Below are 19,282 nucleotides of genomic sequence, written 5' to 3' on the forward strand. Positions count from 1 at the left end.
AATGTACGGTTATTACCCAATCATGCTTAAACTTGAAGGAAAAAAGGTAGTCGTGGCAGGCGGCGGCAAAGTAGCTGAGCGGAAGGTAAAAGGCCTGCTGGAATCTGGAGCTGCCATTACAGTTATTAGCCCCGAAAGCACACCTGTTATACAACATCTGGCCCATGAAGGGAAAATAAACTGGGAGAAGAGGCCGTTTGCCAAGTCGGACATACAGGAAGCGTTTCTTATCATAGCGGCAACGAATGACCCACACACCAACAATCTTGTGACGGAAGAAGCGTCGGAGCATCAGCTTGTATCCATAGCGGACAATCCGGACAAGTCGGATTTCCATCTGCCTTCCCATTTGAAACGGGGCCGCTTAAGCATTGCCGTATCAACGGGAGGAGCAAGCCCAATCCTAGCGAAACAGATCCGCAAGCAGCTTGAGCAGCAGTTTGACTCGCGGTACGAGGATTATCTAGAATTTCTTTTTTCAAAAAGGAAATGGATTTTGAAAAATGTTGAGGATGCGGATTTAAAAAGAAAATTGTTAACAGCCATTGTCAGTCCAGAATTTTTGAACAGCAGCAACTTTGATGAGATGTTTCAGCGTTTATATGAACAAATGATTTAAAGCAGATACCTGAGTTGAGGTATCTGCTTTTTTTCGTGTTAAGAATCTAGTAATATTATGGTTTTTTTTATCTACATAGGGGAATTTTACTTTTTTTAAAAAATTTTCAGAAAAGTAGTTCCCTTTTATAGAAACGTGTTATATAATACAAAGCGAGGCAAGTTACTGTATTATAACAAAGGGGTGATCAAGTTCGTGTCAACTCAAACAAGGGGGATGGAAGTGGTTGGGGTCTTGAAAGCCCAATACGACAGGATTTTAACACCAGATGCTTTGAAATTTATTGAAGAACTTGAAACCAAATTTGGTCCAAGACGGGTTGAACTGTTACAGTCCAGGCAGAAACGCCAAGAGGAAATTAATGATGGCAAGCTTCCTGCTTTTCTTCCTGAGACAAAGCCGATCCGAAATGGTGACTGGACAATTGCCCCCCTTCCGCAAGATCTCCAAGATCGCAGGGTGGAGATTACCGGGCCGACAGACCGAAAAATGGTCATCAATGCTTTAAACTCCGGTGCCAAATTGTTCATGGCAGATTTCGAGGATGCGACATCACCGACTTGGGAGAACCTCGTTGAGGGACAAATCAACTTACGGGATGCCGTGAATCGGACGATTAGCTTTGAAAATCCAGACGGAAAAAAATACGAACTGAATGAAAAAACAGCTGTACTAATTGTCAGACCCCGTGGATTTCATCTCGAGGAAAAGCATGTGCTATTAGACGGCAGAGCCATTTCAGGCAGCTTTTTCGACTTTGGATTGTATTTTTTCCATAACGTCAAGGAACTACTGGCAAGGGGAACCGGTCCTTACTTTTACCTGCCAAAGCTTGAAAGCCATTTGGAAGCACGGCTTTGGAATGACGTATTTGTTTACGCACAGGAAAAGCTGGGGATTGCCCAAGGCACCATCAAAGCAACTGTGTTGATTGAAACCATCCTGGCAGCTTTTGAAATGGAAGAGATTCTCTATGAATTAAGGGAACACTCAGCCGGATTAAACTGTGGAAGATGGGATTATATTTTTAGCTATTTGAAAAAACTGCGTAACCAAGATGATGTTATATTACCGGATCGTTCGCAGGTTGCGATGACAGTGCCATTCATGCGATCGTACTCACTACTTACAATTCAAACCTGCCACCGCCGCAAGGCACCGGCAATAGGGGGAATGGCAGCACAGATTCCAATCAAGGATAACCCCGAGGCGAACGAAGAGGCATTTGCCAAGGTTCGCGCTGACAAAGAGCGCGAGGTAAGGGACGGTCACGATGGGACGTGGGTTGCCCACCCTGGGCTTGTTCCGGTGGCGATGGAGGTTTTCAACCGCGAAATGCTTACTCCAAACCAAATCCATACGATGAAACAGCAGAAGATCACCATTACAACTAGTGATTTATTGGAAGTGCCAACAGGTACTATTACTGAGGAAGGCGTCCGTATCAACATCAATGTTGGGATTCAATATGTGGCTTCCTGGCTTTCAGGCCGTGGTGCAGCACCGATTCATAATTTAATGGAGGATGCGGCTACCGCTGAAATTTCACGGGCACAGCTTTGGCAGTGGATCCGTCATCCGAAGGGCGTCTTAAAAGACAACCGGAAGTTAACCTTCGAATTATATGAACAGCTAAAGGCGGAGGAACTTACGAAAATAAAGCAGGAAATTGGGGACCAAGCCTATTTGAATGGACGGTTTGACGAAGCCGTTAAGCTATTTGACAACTTAATTTTAAATGACGAATTCGCCGATTTCTTAACTATTCCAGGTTACGAACAATTATAGGGATTTGAGAGTTTTTAACTCTTCAAAAATATATTTTAAAAAAATACTTTAATAGGTTGATAGGAGGATTTTAAAATGACTGATGCAAGAGTAGCGCAATTACAAGAAAGCTGGGAAATGGATGCACGATGGAAGGGGATCACACGCCCATATACTGCCGAGGATGTTATCAAACTTCGCGGTTCTATCGATATTGAACATACATTAGCACGCAAAGGTGCTGAAAAGCTTTGGAAACTAGTAAACGAAGAAGACTATATCAACGCTCTTGGCGCCTTAACTGGTAACCAAGCGGTGCAGCAGGTAAAAGCCGGTTTAAAGGCTATCTACCTAAGCGGATGGCAGGTTGCTGCAGACGCCAACCTTTCCGGAAATATGTACCCTGACCAAAGCTTATACCCTGCAAACAGCGTTCCGGCTGTCGTTAAGCGTATCAACCAAGCGCTTCAGCGGGCAGACCAAATCACTCATGGAGAAGGCGACAATTCGATCGACTGGTTCGCTCCAATCGTGGCTGATGCTGAAGCAGGCTTCGGCGGCCAGTTGAACTGTTTCGAACTAATGAAAGGCATGATTGAAGCAGGTGCAGCAGGCGTTCACTTTGAAGACCAGCTTTCTTCTGAGAAGAAATGCGGCCACTTAGGCGGTAAAGTATTGCTTCCAACGCAAACCGCAGTTCGCAACCTGATTGCTGCCCGTCTGGCTGCTGACGTAATGGGCGTTCCAACTGTACTGGTTGCCCGTACAGATGCTAACGCTGCAGACTTAATCACAAGCGATATCGATGAAAACGATGCACCATTCATCACTGGCGACCGTACAGCTGAAGGCTTCTTCCGTACAAAAGCAGGCCTTGATCAAGCGATCAGCCGCGGATTGGCTTACGCTCCTTACGCTGACCTGATCTGGTGCGAAACTTCCGAGCCAAACCTTGAAGAGGCACGCCGTTTCGCAGAGGCAATCCATGAGAAGTTCCCTGGCAAATTGCTTGCCTACAACTGCTCACCTTCCTTTAACTGGAAGAAGAAGCTTGATGATGAAACAATTGCGAAGTTCCAAAAAGAGCTTGGCAAAATGGGTTACAAGTTCCAATTTGTTACTCTTGCCGGCTTCCATGCCCTAAACCACAGCATGTTCGAACTTGCCCGCGGCTATAAAGAAAACGGCATGGCTGCTTACTCTGTTCTGCAGCAGGCTGAGTTTGAAAGCGAGCAATACGGCTACACTGCTACTCGCCACCAGCGCGAGGTTGGTACTGGTTACTTCGACCAAGTATCCATGGTCATCTCTGGCGGAACGTCTTCCACTACTGCGTTGAAAGGTTCTACGGAAGAAGAGCAGTTTACTGGTTCGAAATAAGAATAGTGATCAAGCGGATCCTTCCCTCCTTAATGGGGGGAGGGATCTTTGCTATGGGGCGGGGTTTACTGTCGTATAAGTGCTGATTACTGTCACATAAGCTGGATTTACTATCGGATAAGCCTACTTTACTGTCGTATGGTCAGGTTACTGTCGGATAGACCGGATTTACTGTCGGATAGGACCTAATTACTTTCGCAGAGATAGGAACGTTTTCTTTACAGAATCATACATAGTAATTAGCCCTTTAAATGGAGTTGATTCATTTTGAAAAAACCAACCGTTGACGAGGTCTTGCAGCAAGGTATCCATGGACCGCTCGAAACCAAGCCTGAGGAAAGACGGAAGTTTTTAGGATCCTTACGCGAACGAATTATCGTAGTCCTTACAAAAAAACAAGTCTATGAAACCGAAGTTTACCCTCAAATTGGGCAATTGATGAAGAAATATCCCAGTGCCCATCTTTTTCTGAACGGAAATATGGGTTACGCCCAATTATCCAAATATGTAAAAGTGGCATCCAAACTCAATATTGGCCACACCATTGTCACCAATAAGGAGTATGACACCGACATCGGCTTAGTTTTAGCCATGAATCATGCTATTGATATAGAAGATATTTACCTTACAAAAAAGGAAATTGTGATACCGAAGCAAAATATGAAGAAAGGACTTTTTTCGAAGTTATTTAGAAGAAAATGAAGCTTATCGGCTCATGGAATAAAGGTGGCCATGGGTTTTTTTATATCCAAAATTAAAATCGTGGTAATATTTAGAAGGGGGGGGCGAATCATGACTATAAAAGGAATAAACCACATTTTGATTTCCGTTTCTAATCTAAATAAATCCATACAATTCTATCAAAACGTGTTTGACGCCAAATTGCTGGTGAAAGGGAGAACTACCGCCTATTTTGATCTAAATGGCTTATGGCTTGCCCTTAATGAGGAGAAGGATATACCAAGAAATGAAATACATCAATCTTATACGCATCTGGCTTTTTCAATCGAGGAGGCAGACTTCCTTAAGATGTTTGAAAAACTGAAAAAACTACAGGTCAACATTCTGCCGGGCCGTCAAAGAGACGAAAGGGATAAACGATCGCTATATTTTACCGACCCGGATGGACATAAATTTGAGTTTCACACAGGTACACTCCAAGACAGGCTGGATTACTATAAACAAGAAAAAAAGCATATGGAGTTTTTCAATTGAAAAAGGGGCCTAATAGCCCCTTTTAGTTTGCTGCCTCGACCACTGCACGTAATTCAATCTCCACATTTCCCTGCACCGCTCTGCTGATCATACAGGAGGTTTCCGCTTTCTTGGCGAGCCTGTGCGCTAATGCAAAATCCTTTTCAGCAGCATCTGCCATTAAAATGATATGCGGCCGATGGATAATTTTTTTATACGTAATAACCCCTTTGGTTACATCGACAATTCCTTCGGATTCCATGGTTAGGTCCACCTTTTCAAGCCCGCTGCGCTGCATCATGGCGGCAAGCGTAATGATATAGCAAGTCGCAGCCGCACCCAGAAGCATCTCATCGGGATTTGTCCCAATTCCTGGGCCGTCCATTTCCGGTGGGATAGATACATTTGTTTTTAGGTTTGCGGTTTCAATTTCACCTACATCATTCCGAAGCCCTGGCCAGTTAGCATTTAATAGAAATCGATGTTCAGCCATCCAAAAACCTCCAGTGAAATATTTCTTGTTTAAAAACCCGATGGTTTTTAAAATATGGTATGGTTAGTTTATTAATTTTTATGGAGCAGCAAAAAACATGAACCTAATAAAAAAACTATTTCTTTTTTTAGTACTATGCCTTTATCTGGCAATTCTAACAAAACTCGTATTATTCAAATATATCCCGCTATCACAGATAATCAATCAGTTTAATTTCACCTATGATGGATACCACTGGCGCTCAAACAATTTTGTTCCCTTTAAAACCATTAATTTTTATTTGTATATAGCTGATGTCAATTTCGATATTCGGGTGAAGAATTTAGCTGGAAATGTGGTTGGCTTTATCCCGCTTGGCTTTATCTTACCACTCTTGGCAAAAAAGTTTCAAAAACTTAGAACCGTCATGCTTGCCGCGTTCAGTTTAAGTCTGACCTATGAAATTCTTCAGCTAGTGTTTGAATTTGGCAGCTTCGATGTGGATGATTTGATATTAAATACCTTTGGCGGAATTCTGGGTTATATCCCATTTAAAATTGTGCAGTTTTTTTCCCGCCCCAAAAAGAAAGTAAAAAAATAAGGCAAACGGAACTGAAATTATGTTGAAATCTGCAACGTTTTTTGAAAATTTGCAGATTTTTTAATTGATAAGAAAAAAATGTGTTGTAAGGGTTTACATACTGTAGTAATATGGGTAATGAAATCACATACATGATTTAAAATCACATATGTGATTTCAAGGAGGATCGGGAGATGGCTGTTAAATCGGCAGACCGCGTCTTAAAAGTGTTTGAGTTGCTTGCGCAGCACCCAGAAGGATTAACTATCAAAGAAATAAGCAAGACACTTGCTTTTCCGCAGAGCAGTACATCAGGTTTGATTGAGACTTTACTTCAAGCAAACTATTTGACGGTCGATTTTTCAAAAAAGTATAGCCTTGGACCAAAGCTTATCCCCCTTGGAAGCATAGCAATGAATTGTCTTGATGTTGCGGCTCAAGGGTTGCCTTTTCTGAAAAGATTAATGGAAGAGGTCCAGGAAACTGTCTTTATGGCTGTTATATCAGATTCTGAACTTATCTATGTGGCGAAGATCAACAGCAACCGATCTATACGTACCACAGCAGAACCGGGAAAAAGCAAGCCTTTGTATTGCACAGGGTTAGGAAAAGCCTTCTTAACCTTTCTCCCGGATGAGCAACGGGAGGAAATTATCAGAAACCTAATATTGCAGCCTATTACACCAAAGACGATAACTGACAAAACATCTCTCAAAGTGCAACTGGATATGTTCGCAAGTCTGGGCTATTCCATTGATGATGAGGAGAATGAAGAGGGGTTATATTGTCTGGCCGCTCCTATATATGGAGTAGACTGTACGATTCAGGCCGCAATTAGCGTAGCAGGTCCTAAAGAAAGAATGTTAAAAAATAAAGAACGAATTGTGGAAAACTTGCTCCATACCTCAACGAAAATTTCTTACAGTATTGGGTACAGATAACCACAAAGTTTTGTTTAATTAAACCTTTGAAAGGGGGACTTGCATGTAGGAAAAGGGTCATTACGATTCTATTGATTCTATTAAAAAAGCTGTTTATCTATAGTTCCTTTGAAAGCGCTTTAGAGATCTTAGGCAACAATTTGTCATTTGGTCACTTTAGGAAAATTGTTTATTATTCTACCAAACTATTTTTAATTGTTCATTATAGGTCTACAGCACAAAATGAAACCGTTATCAATTAATTGAAAATAAATACAGGGGGAAAATTATGAAAAAGAGTTTTGTAGGTTTTAAAAAAGCTGCTGGTGTTCTTGCTCTAACTGTTGGTCTTAGCTCTGCACTTGCTGGGTGCAGTGGTTCGGATTCATCTGACACCTCAAAGGCGCCTGAGAAGAGTGAGAAAAAGGTTCAAGAAATCCGCTTAGTTGCTGCCAACCATCCTTGGACAGAGGCAATTAAAGCACAATTGCCAGAGTTTGAGAAAGAGACAGGCATTAAAGTTAAAATTGATAGCTATTTTGAAGACCAATTAACACAAAAAACTTCGGTTGAGTTTGCATCTAACTCTAAAAACATTGACGTTGTTATGTTCCGTCCTCTTCAAGACGGTAAGATGTTCCATAAAAGCGGCTACTTCGCTGACATGACTGGATATATTTCTAAAGAAAAAGACTATACAAATGATTTTATTCCTTCTTCCCTTGGAAGTGTGCAACAAGACAAAAAATACTTCGGATTACCACTTGTAACAGAGACAGAAGTTCTCTACTATCGTAAAGACCTGTTAGAAAAAGCTGGAATTGAAGTTCCAAAAACTCTAGAAGAGCTTGAAGCAGCGGCTAAGAAGTTAAACGACCCTGCTAATGGCGTAGCAGGATTTGTTGCTCGTGGTAAACGTGCTGCTGCAGTTACTCAGTTCTCCAGCTTCCTATATGGCTTTGGCGGAGACTTTATGAAGGATGGAAAATCAACCCTTACTTCACCTGAGGCATTAAAAGCATTTGAATATTATGGAAACCTATTAAACAAGTATGGCCCTAAAGGTACTTTAAACATGAGCTGGCCTGAAGCAATGGCTGTGTTCACTCAAGGAAAAGCTGCTTTCTACACAGATGCATCATCCTTGTTTACAAACGCAACTGATCCATCAAAATCCGCTGTGGCTGACAAAGTTGGTTTTGCTCCGTTCCCAGCTGGTGCTAATGGTTCTAAGCCATACAACGTAACATCTTGGGCACTTGGTATTGGCGCTAATTCTGAGAAGAAAGATGCGGCATGGGAGTTCATTAAGTGGGTAGAAAGCAAAGAAATGGTTACCAAGCTTCAAGCTGAAGGAAATCCTGGTGCACGTATTTCTGTTTGGGAGTCTGCAGAAGGAACTGCTAAATTCCCGAAAGATTTAGCGGAAGCTATTGCTGAAAATGGTAAAGCTGGTACCTCTTATGACCGTCCAGTGGTAATCAACGTAGGAAGCGCACGTGATTCCATCGGTGATATCATCATTGCTGGTATCGAAGGCAAGGATGTAAAGGCTGCTGCAGAAAAGGCAGACGGAGAATTCCAAAAAATTCTTGACAGTGAGAAATAAGAAATTTTACGCAACATAACTTCCATTCGGCTTTCGGTCAGCAATCTAGGTTGTAACACTGGATCGTGCCCGAAAGCCGTTTGTTTTAACAAAACCATAAATTTTTCCGGGAGGAACAAAAGAATGACAAATTGGATTGACCGTCACATCAAGTGGGTTTTTACCTTGCCGGCTGTGCTTTTTGTAGGATTAATGATGGTCATGCCTGTGGGCTATACATTTTGGCTGAGTTTCCATGAGTGGAGCATGTCGAATGTGACTCCTCCGTTATGGGTGGCTTTGGATAACTATATAGCATTATTTAAAGATGAACTTTTTCTTAAATCACTTTGGTTAATGTTCTATTTTACAATTGTAGCTGTACTGATTGAAACGGTGTTAGGGGTTGGAATTGCGATTCTTATGAATCAGAATATCGTTGGAAAAGGGATTGTCAAAACCTTATTCCTGCTCCCAATGGTAGCAACTCCAGTTGCGGTTGGTTTAATTTGGGTATTGATTTATGAACCAAATATTGGGATTGCTAACATATTTTTAGGCAAACTAGGAATCCCGGCTCAGGAATGGTTGACATCACAAAGTCTCGTTATGCCTTCGTTAATTTTTATTGATGTTTGGGAATGGACCCCGATGATTGCCTTAATCGTTCTAGCAGGTCTTGTTTCCCTGCCGAAGGATCCTTACGAAGCAGCAATGATTGACGGGGCGACTCCTTGGCAGTCGTTTACAAAAATTACGCTTCCGTTGTTAAAACCGACGCTTTATTCCGCTGTTTTATTAAGGATGATTGACGCGTTAAAAACGTTTGACATTATTTATGCTACTACTCAGGGCGGACCGGGGACTTCATCCCAGACAACTAACATTTACGGGTACGTTTTAGGCTTCCAATACTTCAAGATTGGCCAAGCTTCGGCATTATTGATGATCTTCTTTATCATCGTTCTATCGATTAGTATATTCACGATTATTTTACGGAAAAGGGCGGGTGTACAGCTATGAGTGAAAAACAAAGTCCGATTAAATCCATTTTCACCCATTTCGGCGTCTATTTTGTACTATTTTTGTTCTTACTCCCTTTCCTGTGGATGTTACTTGCATCTTTTAAAACACAAGTGCAAATTCTTAATACGGAAAAAATATTTGAGATCACTGCAAACTTTAATAACTATATTAATGTTTTTAAAGAATATAACTTTCTTAGTTTTATATGGAACAGCTTTATCGTTGCAGCGGGTGCAACCCTTTTTGGCCTCATCCTTGGCCTGCCTGCCGCATATTCAATTGCAAAATTCAAGCAGCAGGGATTTGGTCTTTTAATTCTTGTAGCAAGGATTGTACCGGGGATCTCTTTCCTTATCCCGTGGTTCATTATCTTTTCAAAACTGCAATTAATTGACACATATACGTCGTTAATCTTAAGCCATATGCTTGTAACCATGCCGTTTATTATCTGGGTTATGATTCCATTTTTCGAAGGGCTTCCACATGAACTTGAGGAATCAGCGCGTGTGGATGGATGTTCCATTCCAGGTGCGTTTGTCAAAGTTATGCTGCCAATCTCCGGACCGGGGATTGTGACATCATCCATTTTGGCGTTCATCTTCTCATGGAATAACTTTATGTTTTCACTGATTTTAGCAGGCGATAACACGAAGACATTACCAATCGCCATCTTTAATTTCCTATCCTATTCGGAAATTAACTGGGGCGGTCTAATGGCGGCGTCTGTCATCATTACGGCACCTGTACTGGTCATCGCACTATTTGCCCAACGTTATATCATTGCAGGATTAACAGGCGGAAGTGTGAAAGGTTAATAGTCTTAGCAAACAAGTGATTTTAAAAATAATATAAACGAGGCGAATTTACTATGAAAATCACGAACCTAACGTTATACAAAGTTCCACCACGCTGGCTTTTTCTAAAAATTGAAACGGATAACGGCTTAGAAGGCTGGGGTGAACCAATCGTTGAAGGCCGGGCGAGCACGGTTGAGGCTTGTGTAAAGGAACTTAGTGACTATTTAATCGGTCAGGATCCACGAAAAATTGAGGATCTTTTTCAGGTGATGTACCGTGGAGGGTTTTACCGCGGCGGTCCAATCATGATGAGTGCCATTTCAGGAATTGAGCAGGCGCTGTGGGATATTAAAGGCATATTCTACAATATGCCTGTCTATGAAATGCTTGGCGGGGCGGCACGCGATAAAATTCGTGTCTACTCTTGGATCGGCGGCGACCGCCCAAGCGATGTAGCCATTGCTGCAAAGGAAAAGATTGATGCCGGCTTTACAGCAGTAAAAATGAACGCAACTGAAGAAATGGACTATATCGATAACTTCTCAAGTGTGGAAAGTGTCCTTAACCGGATTGCCGCTGTTCGTGAAGTGGTCGGTAAGGATGTGGGAATTGGCATTGACTTCCACGGGCGTGTTCATAAAACAATGGCAAAAATCCTTGCAAAGGAATTAGAGCCGTATCGTCCGATGTTTATTGAAGAACCAGTCCTTCCGGAAAATAATGAGGCATTACGGGAAATTGCCCGATATACTTCAACCCCAATCGCGACTGGTGAAAGACAGTATACACGCTGGGGCTTTAAGCAGCTCTTGATGGATGGATATGTTGATATTATCCAGCCGGATGTTTCTCACGCTGGCGGCATTCTCGAGATGAAGAAAATCGCGACCATGGCGGAAGCCTTTGATGTTGCCGTCGCACCGCATTGTCCGCTTGGGCCAATTGCTTTAGCTTCCTGCTTACAGGTGGATTTCTGTACGCCAAATGCAATTATTCAGGAGCAAAGCTTAGGAATTCATTACAATCAAGGCAGCGATTTACTTGATTACATTAAGGATAGATCAGTGTTCAAATATGAAAATGGCTATGTAAAAATACCGGAGGGCCCAGGTTTAGGCATTGAGGTAGATGAAGAGCATGTCAAGGAAATGGCTAAGGTTGGACATGATTGGAAAAATCCGATCTGGCGCAATAAAGACGGCAGCGTTGCAGAGTGGTAGAAGTAAGGAGGATAAATAATGGAGGTTCTTACTTTTGGTGAAACTATGGTCCTTTTAAACCCCTCAAAAGCGGGGCCGCTAAGATATGTCAGCGAATTTGAAAAGACCATCGGCGGAGCTGAGTCAAACGTTGCCATCGCTCTTGCCAGACTTGGCCATCGGGTAAGCTGGGCGAGTCGTCTTGGTGAGGATGAATTCGGTCTATATATCCGAAACTTTATTCGTGGAGAAGGGGTCGATACCAGTTTGGTAACCTTTGACCATGCCTCCCCGACAGGAGTATTTTTTAAGGAACGGCAAGATGGAAGAGATCCTAAAGTAAATTATTTCAGGGCTGGATCAGCGGCAAGCAGAATGGGAAAAGCTCACTTGCAGGAAAGTGAAATTGCCAAAGCGGAAATCCTTCATATTACAGGTATCACACCAGCGTTAAGTCCATCCTGCAGAGAGCTTGTCTATCATGCGATTGATGCAGCCAAACGAAATAAGGTGACGATTGTTTTCGACCCGAATATTCGCCTTAAACTTTGGACAAAGGAAGAAGCGCGTGAGGTGTTAATGGATATTGCCGGTAAATGCGATATCGTTTTGCCGGGTATTGAAGAAGGTCTGATTCTTACAGGAGAAAAGCTTCCTGAGAAAATAGCTGAGCGATTAATTAAAAATGGATCAAAGGCGGTCGTTGTGAAACTCGGGGATACCGGAGCCTATTACAATGATGGGGACAAGCAGGAATACGTCGAGGGGTACAGAGTTGAGAAGGTAGTCGACACTGTTGGTGCTGGCGATGGGTTTGCTGCCGGCTTCATATCGGGCTTGCTTCGCGGCTGGTCCTATAAGGATGCTGTATCCCTTGGAAACCGGGTAGGAGCTTCTGCTGTAACGGTTGCAGGTGATGTGGAGGGTTATCCATATTGGGCTGAAATTGCTCCTGACCGCTCGGAAGAAATCTTAAGATAGTAGAGAAGGAGAGATTTTCGTGATACCGAAAGTACTGTTGCTGCAAAAATTAGTCGAAAGCGGCATCATCGCAGTCATCCGCCGGATGCCTGAGGAGATTGTCGGACAGGTGATTGAAAGCCTTGTCGAGGGCGGAGTGACGGCACTCGAAGTGACTGTAGATTCACCACATGCATACCGAACAATTGAAAAATACTCGCAGATCTTTAAAGGTCAAGCTCTTATCGGAGCGGGAACAGTTATTGACCGTGAATCCGCTCAGCGTGCCATCTCGGCAGGTGCAGATTTTGTTTTTAGCCCCAGCCTTTCTGAAGAGGTGATTAGAACGGCACTGCGTTATGGGAAAATAGCGATACCTGGCGTGATGACCCCGACAGAAATGATACAAGCAGTTGAATGGGGTGCAGATGCGGTTAAGCTGTTTCCGGCAGGGCATGTCGGACCGAAATACATTAAGGATGTCAGGGCACCGTTTCCTCACATTCCTGTTATTCCAACAGGCGGCGTTTCGTTAGAAAATATTGAGTCCTACATTAATGCGGGAGCGGTAGCTTGTGGAATCGGAGGAAGCTTGGTCAATTCTAAGTTAATAGAAGAACGCAACTTCAGCGAATTAAAAGCAAAAGCAGCAGAATATGTCGAGGCAGTAAGAGCTGCGCGTAATTTGATCAGATAACAAGGCACCCATCGCCTGTAAAGGGTGCTTTTTCTTTTTGGAAAAAATACTTCGAATGTCCGAATTGAACTAAAATTAAAAACTCTTGTCCATACTTAAAGGGTAATCATTGCGGTAAAGCGAAAAAGTTTGGTATCATCTATATTAAATGACAATAATCGGAGGTAACTTAAATATGTCGCGAATTTCAACCAACCAGGTGAAGCACGTGGCCAATTTGGCGCGTCTTGCGATTACCGAGGATGAGGCAGAAAAGTTCACCAAGCAGCTTGATGCCATCATCACATTTGCTGAACAGTTAAATGAACTGAATACAGACAATGTGGCTCCTACATACCATGTGCTTGATATGAAAAATGTTCTCCGCGAGGATATCCCAAAGCAAGGATTGCCGCGTGAGGAAGTATTGAAAAATGCGCCTGAGCATCAGGACGGCCAATTCAAAGTGCCATCTATTTTAGGGGAGTAGGAGGATTATTAGTGTGAGTTTATTTGACCATAAAGTTTCAGATCTTCATGAGCTTTTACATAAAAAAGAACTGAAAGTCTCTGACCTGGTTGACGAATCCTATAAGCGGATTGCTGAGGTCGAGGACAAGGTTCAGGCGTTTTTAACATTGGATGAAGAGCGTGCCAGACAAACGGCAAAGTCCCTAGATGACAATCTGGATGCCGCAAAAGGGCTGCTTTACGGCATGCCAATCGGCGTGAAAGACAATATTGTCACCAAAGGTCTCCGGACAACCTGTGCAAGCAAAATACTCGAAAACTTTGACCCAATCTATGATGCTACAGTAGTTCAAAAGCTGCAGCAGGCAGAAACGGTAACAATCGGTAAGTTAAACATGGACGAGTTCGCAATGGGGTCTTCCAACGAAAATTCCCGCTTCCAAAAGACTAAGAATCCATGGAATCTTGACCGGGTCCCAGGCGGTTCTTCAGGCGGTTCAGCAGCATCCGTTGCGGCTGGAGAAGTGCTATTTTCATTGGGCTCTGACACTGGCGGCTCCATCCGCCAGCCGGCTGCTTTTTGCGGCGTTGTCGGCATGAAGCCAACCTATGGCAGGGTATCCCGCTTTGGACTTGTCGCCTTTGCGTCATCGCTTGATCAAATTGGTCCAATCACACGAACAGTTGAGGATAATGCCTATTTATTACAGGCCATTTCCGGACTAGACCCAATGGATTCCACTTCAGCAAACGTGGATGTTCCAAACTTTGCTGCAGCCTTAACAGGTGATGTGAAGGGCCTAAAAATCGCTGTACCGAAAGAGTATCTTGGCGAAGGTGTTCAAGAATCCGTCCGTCAATCTGTGCTGGAGGCACTAAAGGTTCTTGAAGGTCTTGGCGCAGTTTGGGAAGAAGTGTCTCTACCTCACTCTAAGTATGCATTGGCAGCTTATTATTTAATTTCTTCATCAGAAGCATCTGCGAACCTGGCACGCTTTGACGGCGTCCGCTATGGCTACCGTACACCTGATGCAGAGAATTTACTTGAATTATATAAAAAGACACGGGCAGAGGGTTTTGGTGAGGAAGTAAAACGCCGGATAATGCTTGGAACCTTTGCGCTAAGCTCGGGTTATTATGATGCTTACTATAAAAAAGCGCAAAAGGTACGTACATTGATCAAACAGGATTTTGAGCAGGTCTTTGAAAAATATGATGTTATTATAGGGCCGACTACGCCAACTCCTGCTTTTAAAATTGGTGAAAATATTGATGATCCATTAACGATGTATGTGAACGATATTCTGACAATACCAATGAACCTTGCCGGTGTGCCGGGAATTTCAGTTCCATGCGGTTTTGACGGCGGACTGCCGTTAGGTCTGCAAATTATCGGCAAGCATTTTGACGAAGCAACTATTTATCGTGTTGCCCATGCGTTTGAGCAGGCAACCGACCATCATAAAAAGAAGCCGCAATTGTAGGGGGTGAATAGAATGGAATTTGAAACAGTGATTGGACTTGAGGTCCATGTAGAGTTAAAAACAGACTCAAAAATTTTCTCATCCAGCCCAAACCACTTTGGTGCTGAGCCGAATACAAATACAACTGTCATCGACCTTGGCTACCCAGGTGTGCTGCCAGTTCTGAACAAAAAGGTAGTCGATTACGGGATGAAAGCGGCAATGGCGCTAAATTGTCAAGTTGCCACACATACGAAGTTTGACCGGAAAAACTATTTTTATCCAGACAACCCGAAGGCATATCAAATCTCGCAATTTGACCAGCCTATCGGAGAGCATGGCTGGATTGAAATTGAAGTGGACGGTTATACAAAACGGATTGGCATAACCAGGATTCATCTGGAGGAGGATGCCGGCAAGCTGAACCATGAAAAAGGCTATTCATTAGTGGACATTAACCGTCAAGGAACGCCGCTGATTGAAATCGTGTCTGAGCCGGATATCCGAACTCCAAACGAAGCTTATGCCTATTTGGAGAAATTAAAGTCGATTATCCAATATACCGGCGTTTCTGATTGTAAAATGGAAGAGGGCTCACTCCGCTGTGATGCCAATATATCGATTCGTCCAGTGGGGCAAGAGGAATTCGGAACAAAAACGGAATTGAAAAACCTAAACTCCTTCAACTTTGTCCGAAAGGGTCTAGAATATGAGGAAAAACGACAGCGGGAGGTTGTGTCGTCGGGCGGTAAAATAGAGCAGGAAACACGCCGTTTTGATGAGGCAACTGGAACGACCATTCTGATGAGGGTAAAGGAAGGCTCCGATGACTATCGTTACTTCCCGGAACCGGACCTTCTCGAATTATATATTGACGAAGACTGGAAATCACGGATTCGTGCAGAAATTCCTGAGCTTCCAGATGAGCGTCAAAAGCGTTATATCGAAGAGCTTGGACTCCCGGTTTATGATGCAAAAGTATTGACTGTAATTAAAGAAACCGCTGATTTCTTCGAAGCGACAGTAGCAGCCGGTGCGGATGCTAAAATGGCGTCTAACTGGATCATGGTTGAGGTTTCCGCTTACCTGAATGCGGAAGGCAAGGAACTTCACGATGTTCCGCTTACGCCAGAAGGTCTAGCCGGTATGATCAAGTTGATTAATAATGGCACAATATCCTCGAAGATTGCCAAGACTGTCTTTAAAGAGCTAATCGAAAACGGCGGCGATGCCGAGCAGATTGTTAAGGATAAAGGGCTTGTGCAAATTTCCGATGAAGGGACGCTTTTGAAGATTATTGGTGAGATTCTTGATAACAATCCGAAATCGATTGAAGATTTCAAGGGTGGTAAGGCAAAAGCCACTGGCTTCCTTGTTGGGCAAATCATGAAGGCGACAAAGGGACAAGCCAACCCGCAATTGGTGAATAAGTTGTTAGTGCAGGAATTAAATAAGCGGTAAGATTGCAAGCTGGTAGAATTTTTTCTGCCGGCTTTTTACATGCTGTAAAGGAGTTTCTTTGCAGAATTTGTCGGGGCAATATTCGACAATCGCTGTACCATTTCCCGGGAAAAATTCCTTTGTTGAAAAGGCTTTGCTGTTGATTTAACCAAACGTTTGGATGATGTTGCAAATTGGAATTAAGTGTCGAAGGATGGGAAATAAGTCAAGATGCTTTATATTTCGGGTTGATTTGAGTTTATTAATGAAATAAAAGGCATATGCTACGGCACTGTTCGGCCCTTGCAAAGGGAAAAAAGCTTATTTTTCTAAGAAGGAGCGGTAATTTAATTAAACGTTTGATTGGAGACATTTTTCGGCAGACTTTTTAGGTGCTTTTTTAAAATTTATCCTTATTTTAAATGACTTTCATGCTTGTTTAATCAATCGTTCGATTGGCATGAAAATATCAAATTTAAATGGGTTTTAGCGAAACGTGGAAATACCATATACCAAAAGGCGATAAGTTTTTTGAGCAAGTCTTGGGAAAACAGTGATTTACCGGAATTCATGGAGTTTAATCAAACGTTTGATTAGACGGCAAGATATCGGCAATTTTTTTACTTTATTTTTATCCGAACCCTTGAATTAATAAAGGTTAGTATATTATTAATTAAACGTTTGATTAGTAGGGGAGAGGGGATGATTTGTCGATGATAGAAGCCTTTTAATAGTGTTGCATTTATGACTTGCTTAAAACAAATGCTAACCATTGAGAGAGGTGTGTAATATGTTAATTCTCCAATTGGCTATCATTTTAATTGCTTCGAAAATTGCCGGAAGTCTTAGTGTCAGACTTGGGCAGCCATCCGTTCTCGGGACCCTTTTAATTGGCATTGTTTTAGGGCCCTCCGTATTGGGGTTGGTTAATGAAACCGAAACTTTAGCAGAATTCAGTGAAATTGGTGTGATCCTGCTTATGTTTATCGCCGGTTTGGAAACGGATCTGGATGAATTTAAGCGGACAGGTAAAGCATCAACATATGTAGGGTTTGGCGGTATAATATTCCCGCTTGTTTTCGGTTATGGCGCTGGGGTTATGCTGGGAATGTCGGATTTTCAATCTTGGTTCTTAGGCTTGGTGCTTTCAGCCACCAGCGTCAGCATCTCTGTGCAAGCGCTGAAAGAAATGAATCAGCTAAAAACCCGGGAAGGTACTACTATCTTGGGAGCGGCAGTAATTGATGATGTTGTGGTTATTATAGCGTTGGCCTTTTTAATGAGCCTCTCAGGCGGGGATGTGAATCTGACTGCGGTTATCTTAAAAAAGGTGGCATTTTTCGCAGGGGCGCTTTTAATCGGCTGGGCAGTCGTCCCGTTATTTTTAAAAAGATTCTCTGTTTTAAAGGAATCAGAAACGGTTATATCTTCAGCCTTAATAATTTGTTTTGGTTATGCTTATTTAGCAGAATTTACAGGAGTGGCAGCCATTATAGGTGCCTATATCGCAGGTGTTGCAATCAGTTTAACGGATTTCAAACATGAAATCTTTGAAAAGGTCGAAACCATCAGTTATTCCATCTTTGTACCAGTGTTCTTTACCTCAATCGGTGTGACCGCACAGTTCGGCGGAATTGGTGAAAATATTATTCCTATCGTATTATTGAGTATTTTAGCTATTTTAACGAAATTAATTGGTGCATCTCTAGGTTCAGTTTTAGCGGGATTTTCTTGGGGCAGTGCTTTGGGAATTGGTGCTGCGATGGTATCCCGCGGCGAGGTGGCATTGATTATTGCCGATATTGGGTTGGAGACCAAACTTCTAAGTCAGGACATGTTCGCCATAATTGTTGTTGTGACTTTAGTTTCCACATTGGTAACTCCGCCGATGATGAAATTATTTTTTAAGTGGGCTCCTAGGCAGAACATTGGATAAATAATGGCAGTGAAGGGTTCATAACGCCTGAGAGGCAATCGGTTATGTATCTTAGATAGTTATGAAGGGTTCATAACACCCAAAAAGTAGTCGATCTCGTGGCTCAGGTAGTATGGATGGTTTTTACGCCTGAAAGGCAGTCGGTTCCGAGGCCCAGGTAGTTATGAAAGGGTTCATAACGCCCGAAAGGAGACTGGGCCCAGGGCCCAGGTGGTTATAAAGGGTTCATAACGCCCGAAAGGCAGTCCAATCCGAGTTCCAGGTAGTTATGAAGGGTTTATAACGCCCGAGAGGCAGTCGAGCTCGAGTACTAGGTAGTTATGAAAAGTATAAATCAAAAAACTAGAAGGAAATCATAGCTCCCCGCTCATCAAATACAGAGCTTGGGTTCCAGGCGACTTCCCAAACGTTATTTTCGGGGTCGGCGAAGTAGGCTATCCGGCCGCCCCAAAAGGCATCACTTGGTTCTCTTAGGATTCGGGCCCCTGCCGCGAGGATTTCCCCAATCACTTCATCTACCTGATCTTTAACATCAACATTAATTGCTAAAGTAACAGGCCTATAGTGCTGAGACAAGCTCCCAAATTCAATCCCTGCATCCCTCGCCAGCTCCTCAATAGGATACAGAGAAAGAAGCACCCCAGCCGTTTTAAAAACAGCGTATTGGTCAGAACTGGACTCAGTCTCTTCCCAGCCCAAAGACTTATAAAAAACACGCAGTGCAGGCAGATTATAGGCACCAATGGTAACCAGGCTTACTCGTTGTGGAATCATCAATAAAACCCTCCCAAAAA

19 protein-coding genes are annotated in these 19,282 nt (G+C 42.9%); 17 read left to right on the forward strand and 2 right to left on the reverse strand.

What is annotated here, in order from left to right:
- The first annotated feature begins 1 nt into the window (after window position 1).
- The 5 genes from ACZ5AE_RS01675 to fosM all read left to right on the forward strand — a co-directional run bounded on the left by ACZ5AE_RS01675 (window position 2) and on the right by fosM (window position 4,981).
- A complete protein-coding gene (locus ACZ5AE_RS01675) occupies window positions 2-619 on the forward strand; it encodes an NAD(P)-binding protein (RefSeq protein WP_464568876.1) in 618 nt (205 codons plus the stop codon).
- A gap of 195 nt (window positions 620-814) precedes the next feature.
- A complete protein-coding gene (aceB, locus tag ACZ5AE_RS01680; protein ID WP_464568878.1) occupies window positions 815-2,407 on the forward strand; it encodes a malate synthase A in 1,593 nt (530 codons plus the stop codon).
- Between the two features lie 75 nt (window positions 2,408-2,482).
- Complete coding sequence (aceA, locus tag ACZ5AE_RS01685; RefSeq protein WP_464568880.1) at window positions 2,483-3,766, forward strand: isocitrate lyase; 1,284 nt, start codon at window positions 2,483-2,485, stop codon at window positions 3,764-3,766.
- 267 nt (window positions 3,767-4,033) lie between these two features.
- The gene (locus ACZ5AE_RS01690; RefSeq protein ID WP_464568882.1) at window positions 4,034-4,468 is read left to right on the forward strand and encodes a YueI family protein; all 435 of its coding nucleotides are present in this window, start codon (window positions 4,034-4,036) and stop codon (window positions 4,466-4,468) included.
- 90 nt (window positions 4,469-4,558) lie between these two features.
- On the forward strand, window positions 4,559-4,981 hold the full coding sequence (fosM, locus tag ACZ5AE_RS01695) for a FosM family fosfomycin resistance protein (RefSeq protein ID WP_464568884.1): 423 nt from the start codon (window positions 4,559-4,561) through the stop codon (window positions 4,979-4,981).
- Window positions 4,982-5,003: 22 nt separating this feature from the next.
- Here the strand turns inward: fosM and ACZ5AE_RS01700 are convergent, their stop codons facing one another.
- Window positions 5,004-5,453, reverse strand: a complete 450-nt coding sequence (locus ACZ5AE_RS01700; RefSeq protein ID WP_464568886.1) for an OsmC family protein — start codon at window positions 5,451-5,453, stop codon at window positions 5,004-5,006.
- A gap of 97 nt (window positions 5,454-5,550) precedes the next feature.
- Here ACZ5AE_RS01700 and ACZ5AE_RS01705 point away from each other — a divergent pair, with 97 nt between their 5' ends.
- From ACZ5AE_RS01705 to ACZ5AE_RS01760, 12 genes are all read left to right on the forward strand, one after another.
- Window positions 5,551-6,033 (forward strand): VanZ family protein, encoded by a 483-nt coding sequence (locus ACZ5AE_RS01705; protein WP_464568888.1) that lies wholly within the window; start codon window positions 5,551-5,553, stop codon window positions 6,031-6,033.
- A 173-nt stretch (window positions 6,034-6,206) separates the two neighbouring features.
- Window positions 6,207-6,953, forward strand: a complete 747-nt coding sequence (locus ACZ5AE_RS01710) for an IclR family transcriptional regulator (protein ID WP_464568890.1) — start codon at window positions 6,207-6,209, stop codon at window positions 6,951-6,953.
- 268 nt (window positions 6,954-7,221) lie between these two features.
- Window positions 7,222-8,541, forward strand: coding sequence for an ABC transporter substrate-binding protein (locus tag ACZ5AE_RS01715; protein WP_464568892.1), 1,320 nt, complete (start codon window positions 7,222-7,224; stop codon window positions 8,539-8,541).
- 123 nt (window positions 8,542-8,664) lie between these two features.
- Window positions 8,665-9,543, forward strand: coding sequence for a carbohydrate ABC transporter permease (locus ACZ5AE_RS01720; RefSeq protein WP_464568894.1), 879 nt, complete (start codon window positions 8,665-8,667; stop codon window positions 9,541-9,543).
- Window positions 9,540-10,361, forward strand: a complete 822-nt coding sequence (locus tag ACZ5AE_RS01725) for a carbohydrate ABC transporter permease (protein ID WP_464568896.1) — start codon at window positions 9,540-9,542, stop codon at window positions 10,359-10,361. Before ACZ5AE_RS01720 ends, ACZ5AE_RS01725 begins: the two co-directional genes overlap by 4 nt.
- 53 nt (window positions 10,362-10,414) lie before the next feature.
- Entirely contained in the window at window positions 10,415-11,563 is a 1,149-nt protein-coding gene (dgoD, locus tag ACZ5AE_RS01730) for a galactonate dehydratase (protein ID WP_464568898.1), read from the forward strand.
- 18 nt (window positions 11,564-11,581) lie between these two features.
- Complete coding sequence (locus tag ACZ5AE_RS01735) at window positions 11,582-12,523, forward strand: sugar kinase (RefSeq protein WP_464568900.1); 942 nt, start codon at window positions 11,582-11,584, stop codon at window positions 12,521-12,523.
- 19 nt (window positions 12,524-12,542) lie between these two features.
- Entirely contained in the window at window positions 12,543-13,199 is a 657-nt protein-coding gene (locus ACZ5AE_RS01740; RefSeq protein ID WP_464568902.1) for a bifunctional 4-hydroxy-2-oxoglutarate aldolase/2-dehydro-3-deoxy-phosphogluconate aldolase, read from the forward strand.
- Window positions 13,200-13,374: 175 nt separating this feature from the next.
- Complete coding sequence (gatC, locus tag ACZ5AE_RS01745) at window positions 13,375-13,668, forward strand: Asp-tRNA(Asn)/Glu-tRNA(Gln) amidotransferase subunit GatC (protein WP_464568904.1); 294 nt, start codon at window positions 13,375-13,377, stop codon at window positions 13,666-13,668.
- Window positions 13,669-13,681: 13 nt separating this feature from the next.
- Window positions 13,682-15,133, forward strand: a complete 1,452-nt coding sequence (gene gatA / locus ACZ5AE_RS01750; RefSeq protein WP_464568906.1) for an Asp-tRNA(Asn)/Glu-tRNA(Gln) amidotransferase subunit GatA — start codon at window positions 13,682-13,684, stop codon at window positions 15,131-15,133.
- 12 nt (window positions 15,134-15,145) lie between these two features.
- Window positions 15,146-16,573: an Asp-tRNA(Asn)/Glu-tRNA(Gln) amidotransferase subunit GatB gene (gene gatB / locus ACZ5AE_RS01755; RefSeq protein ID WP_464568908.1), complete on the forward strand. Its 1,428-nt coding sequence runs from the start codon at window positions 15,146-15,148 to the stop codon at window positions 16,571-16,573.
- A 769-nt stretch (window positions 16,574-17,342) separates the two neighbouring features.
- Window positions 17,343-18,488 (forward strand): cation:proton antiporter, encoded by a 1,146-nt coding sequence (locus tag ACZ5AE_RS01760; RefSeq protein WP_464568910.1) that lies wholly within the window; start codon window positions 17,343-17,345, stop codon window positions 18,486-18,488.
- Window positions 18,489-18,830: 342 nt separating this feature from the next.
- Here ACZ5AE_RS01760 and ACZ5AE_RS01765 read toward each other — a convergent pair whose 3' ends face one another.
- Complete coding sequence (locus ACZ5AE_RS01765) at window positions 18,831-19,262, reverse strand: VOC family protein (protein ID WP_464568912.1); 432 nt, start codon at window positions 19,260-19,262, stop codon at window positions 18,831-18,833.
- Window positions 19,263-19,282 lie beyond the last annotated feature (20 nt).

This window comes from Neobacillus sp. S1227 (assembly GCF_055385255.1).

Bases quoted from the DNA above. Each gene is read 5' to 3' on its own strand.
- ACZ5AE_RS01675 (WP_464568876.1), top strand. From the start codon at position 2: ATGTACGGTTATTACCCAATCATGCTTAAACTTGAAGGAAAAAAGGTA.
- aceA (WP_464568880.1), top strand. From the start codon at position 2,483: ATGACTGATGCAAGAGTAGCGCAATTACAAGAAAGCTGGGAAATGGAT.
- fosM (WP_464568884.1), top strand. From the start codon at position 4,559: ATGACTATAAAAGGAATAAACCACATTTTGATTTCCGTTTCTAATCTA.
- ACZ5AE_RS01700 (WP_464568886.1), bottom strand. From the start codon at position 5,453: ATGGCTGAACATCGATTTCTATTAAATGCTAACTGGCCAGGGCTTCGG.
- ACZ5AE_RS01705 (WP_464568888.1), top strand. From the start codon at position 5,551: ATGAACCTAATAAAAAAACTATTTCTTTTTTTAGTACTATGCCTTTAT.
- ACZ5AE_RS01710 (WP_464568890.1), top strand. From the start codon at position 6,207: ATGGCTGTTAAATCGGCAGACCGCGTCTTAAAAGTGTTTGAGTTGCTT.
- ACZ5AE_RS01715 (WP_464568892.1), top strand. From the start codon at position 7,222: ATGAAAAAGAGTTTTGTAGGTTTTAAAAAAGCTGCTGGTGTTCTTGCT.
- ACZ5AE_RS01720 (WP_464568894.1), top strand. From the start codon at position 8,665: ATGACAAATTGGATTGACCGTCACATCAAGTGGGTTTTTACCTTGCCG.
- ACZ5AE_RS01725 (WP_464568896.1), top strand. From the start codon at position 9,540: ATGAGTGAAAAACAAAGTCCGATTAAATCCATTTTCACCCATTTCGGC.
- dgoD (WP_464568898.1), top strand. From the start codon at position 10,415: ATGAAAATCACGAACCTAACGTTATACAAAGTTCCACCACGCTGGCTT.
- ACZ5AE_RS01735 (WP_464568900.1), top strand. From the start codon at position 11,582: ATGGAGGTTCTTACTTTTGGTGAAACTATGGTCCTTTTAAACCCCTCA.
- gatC (WP_464568904.1), top strand. From the start codon at position 13,375: ATGTCGCGAATTTCAACCAACCAGGTGAAGCACGTGGCCAATTTGGCG.
- gatB (WP_464568908.1), top strand. From the start codon at position 15,146: ATGGAATTTGAAACAGTGATTGGACTTGAGGTCCATGTAGAGTTAAAA.
- ACZ5AE_RS01760 (WP_464568910.1), top strand. From the start codon at position 17,343: ATGTTAATTCTCCAATTGGCTATCATTTTAATTGCTTCGAAAATTGCC.
- ACZ5AE_RS01765 (WP_464568912.1), bottom strand. From the start codon at position 19,262: ATGATTCCACAACGAGTAAGCCTGGTTACCATTGGTGCCTATAATCTG.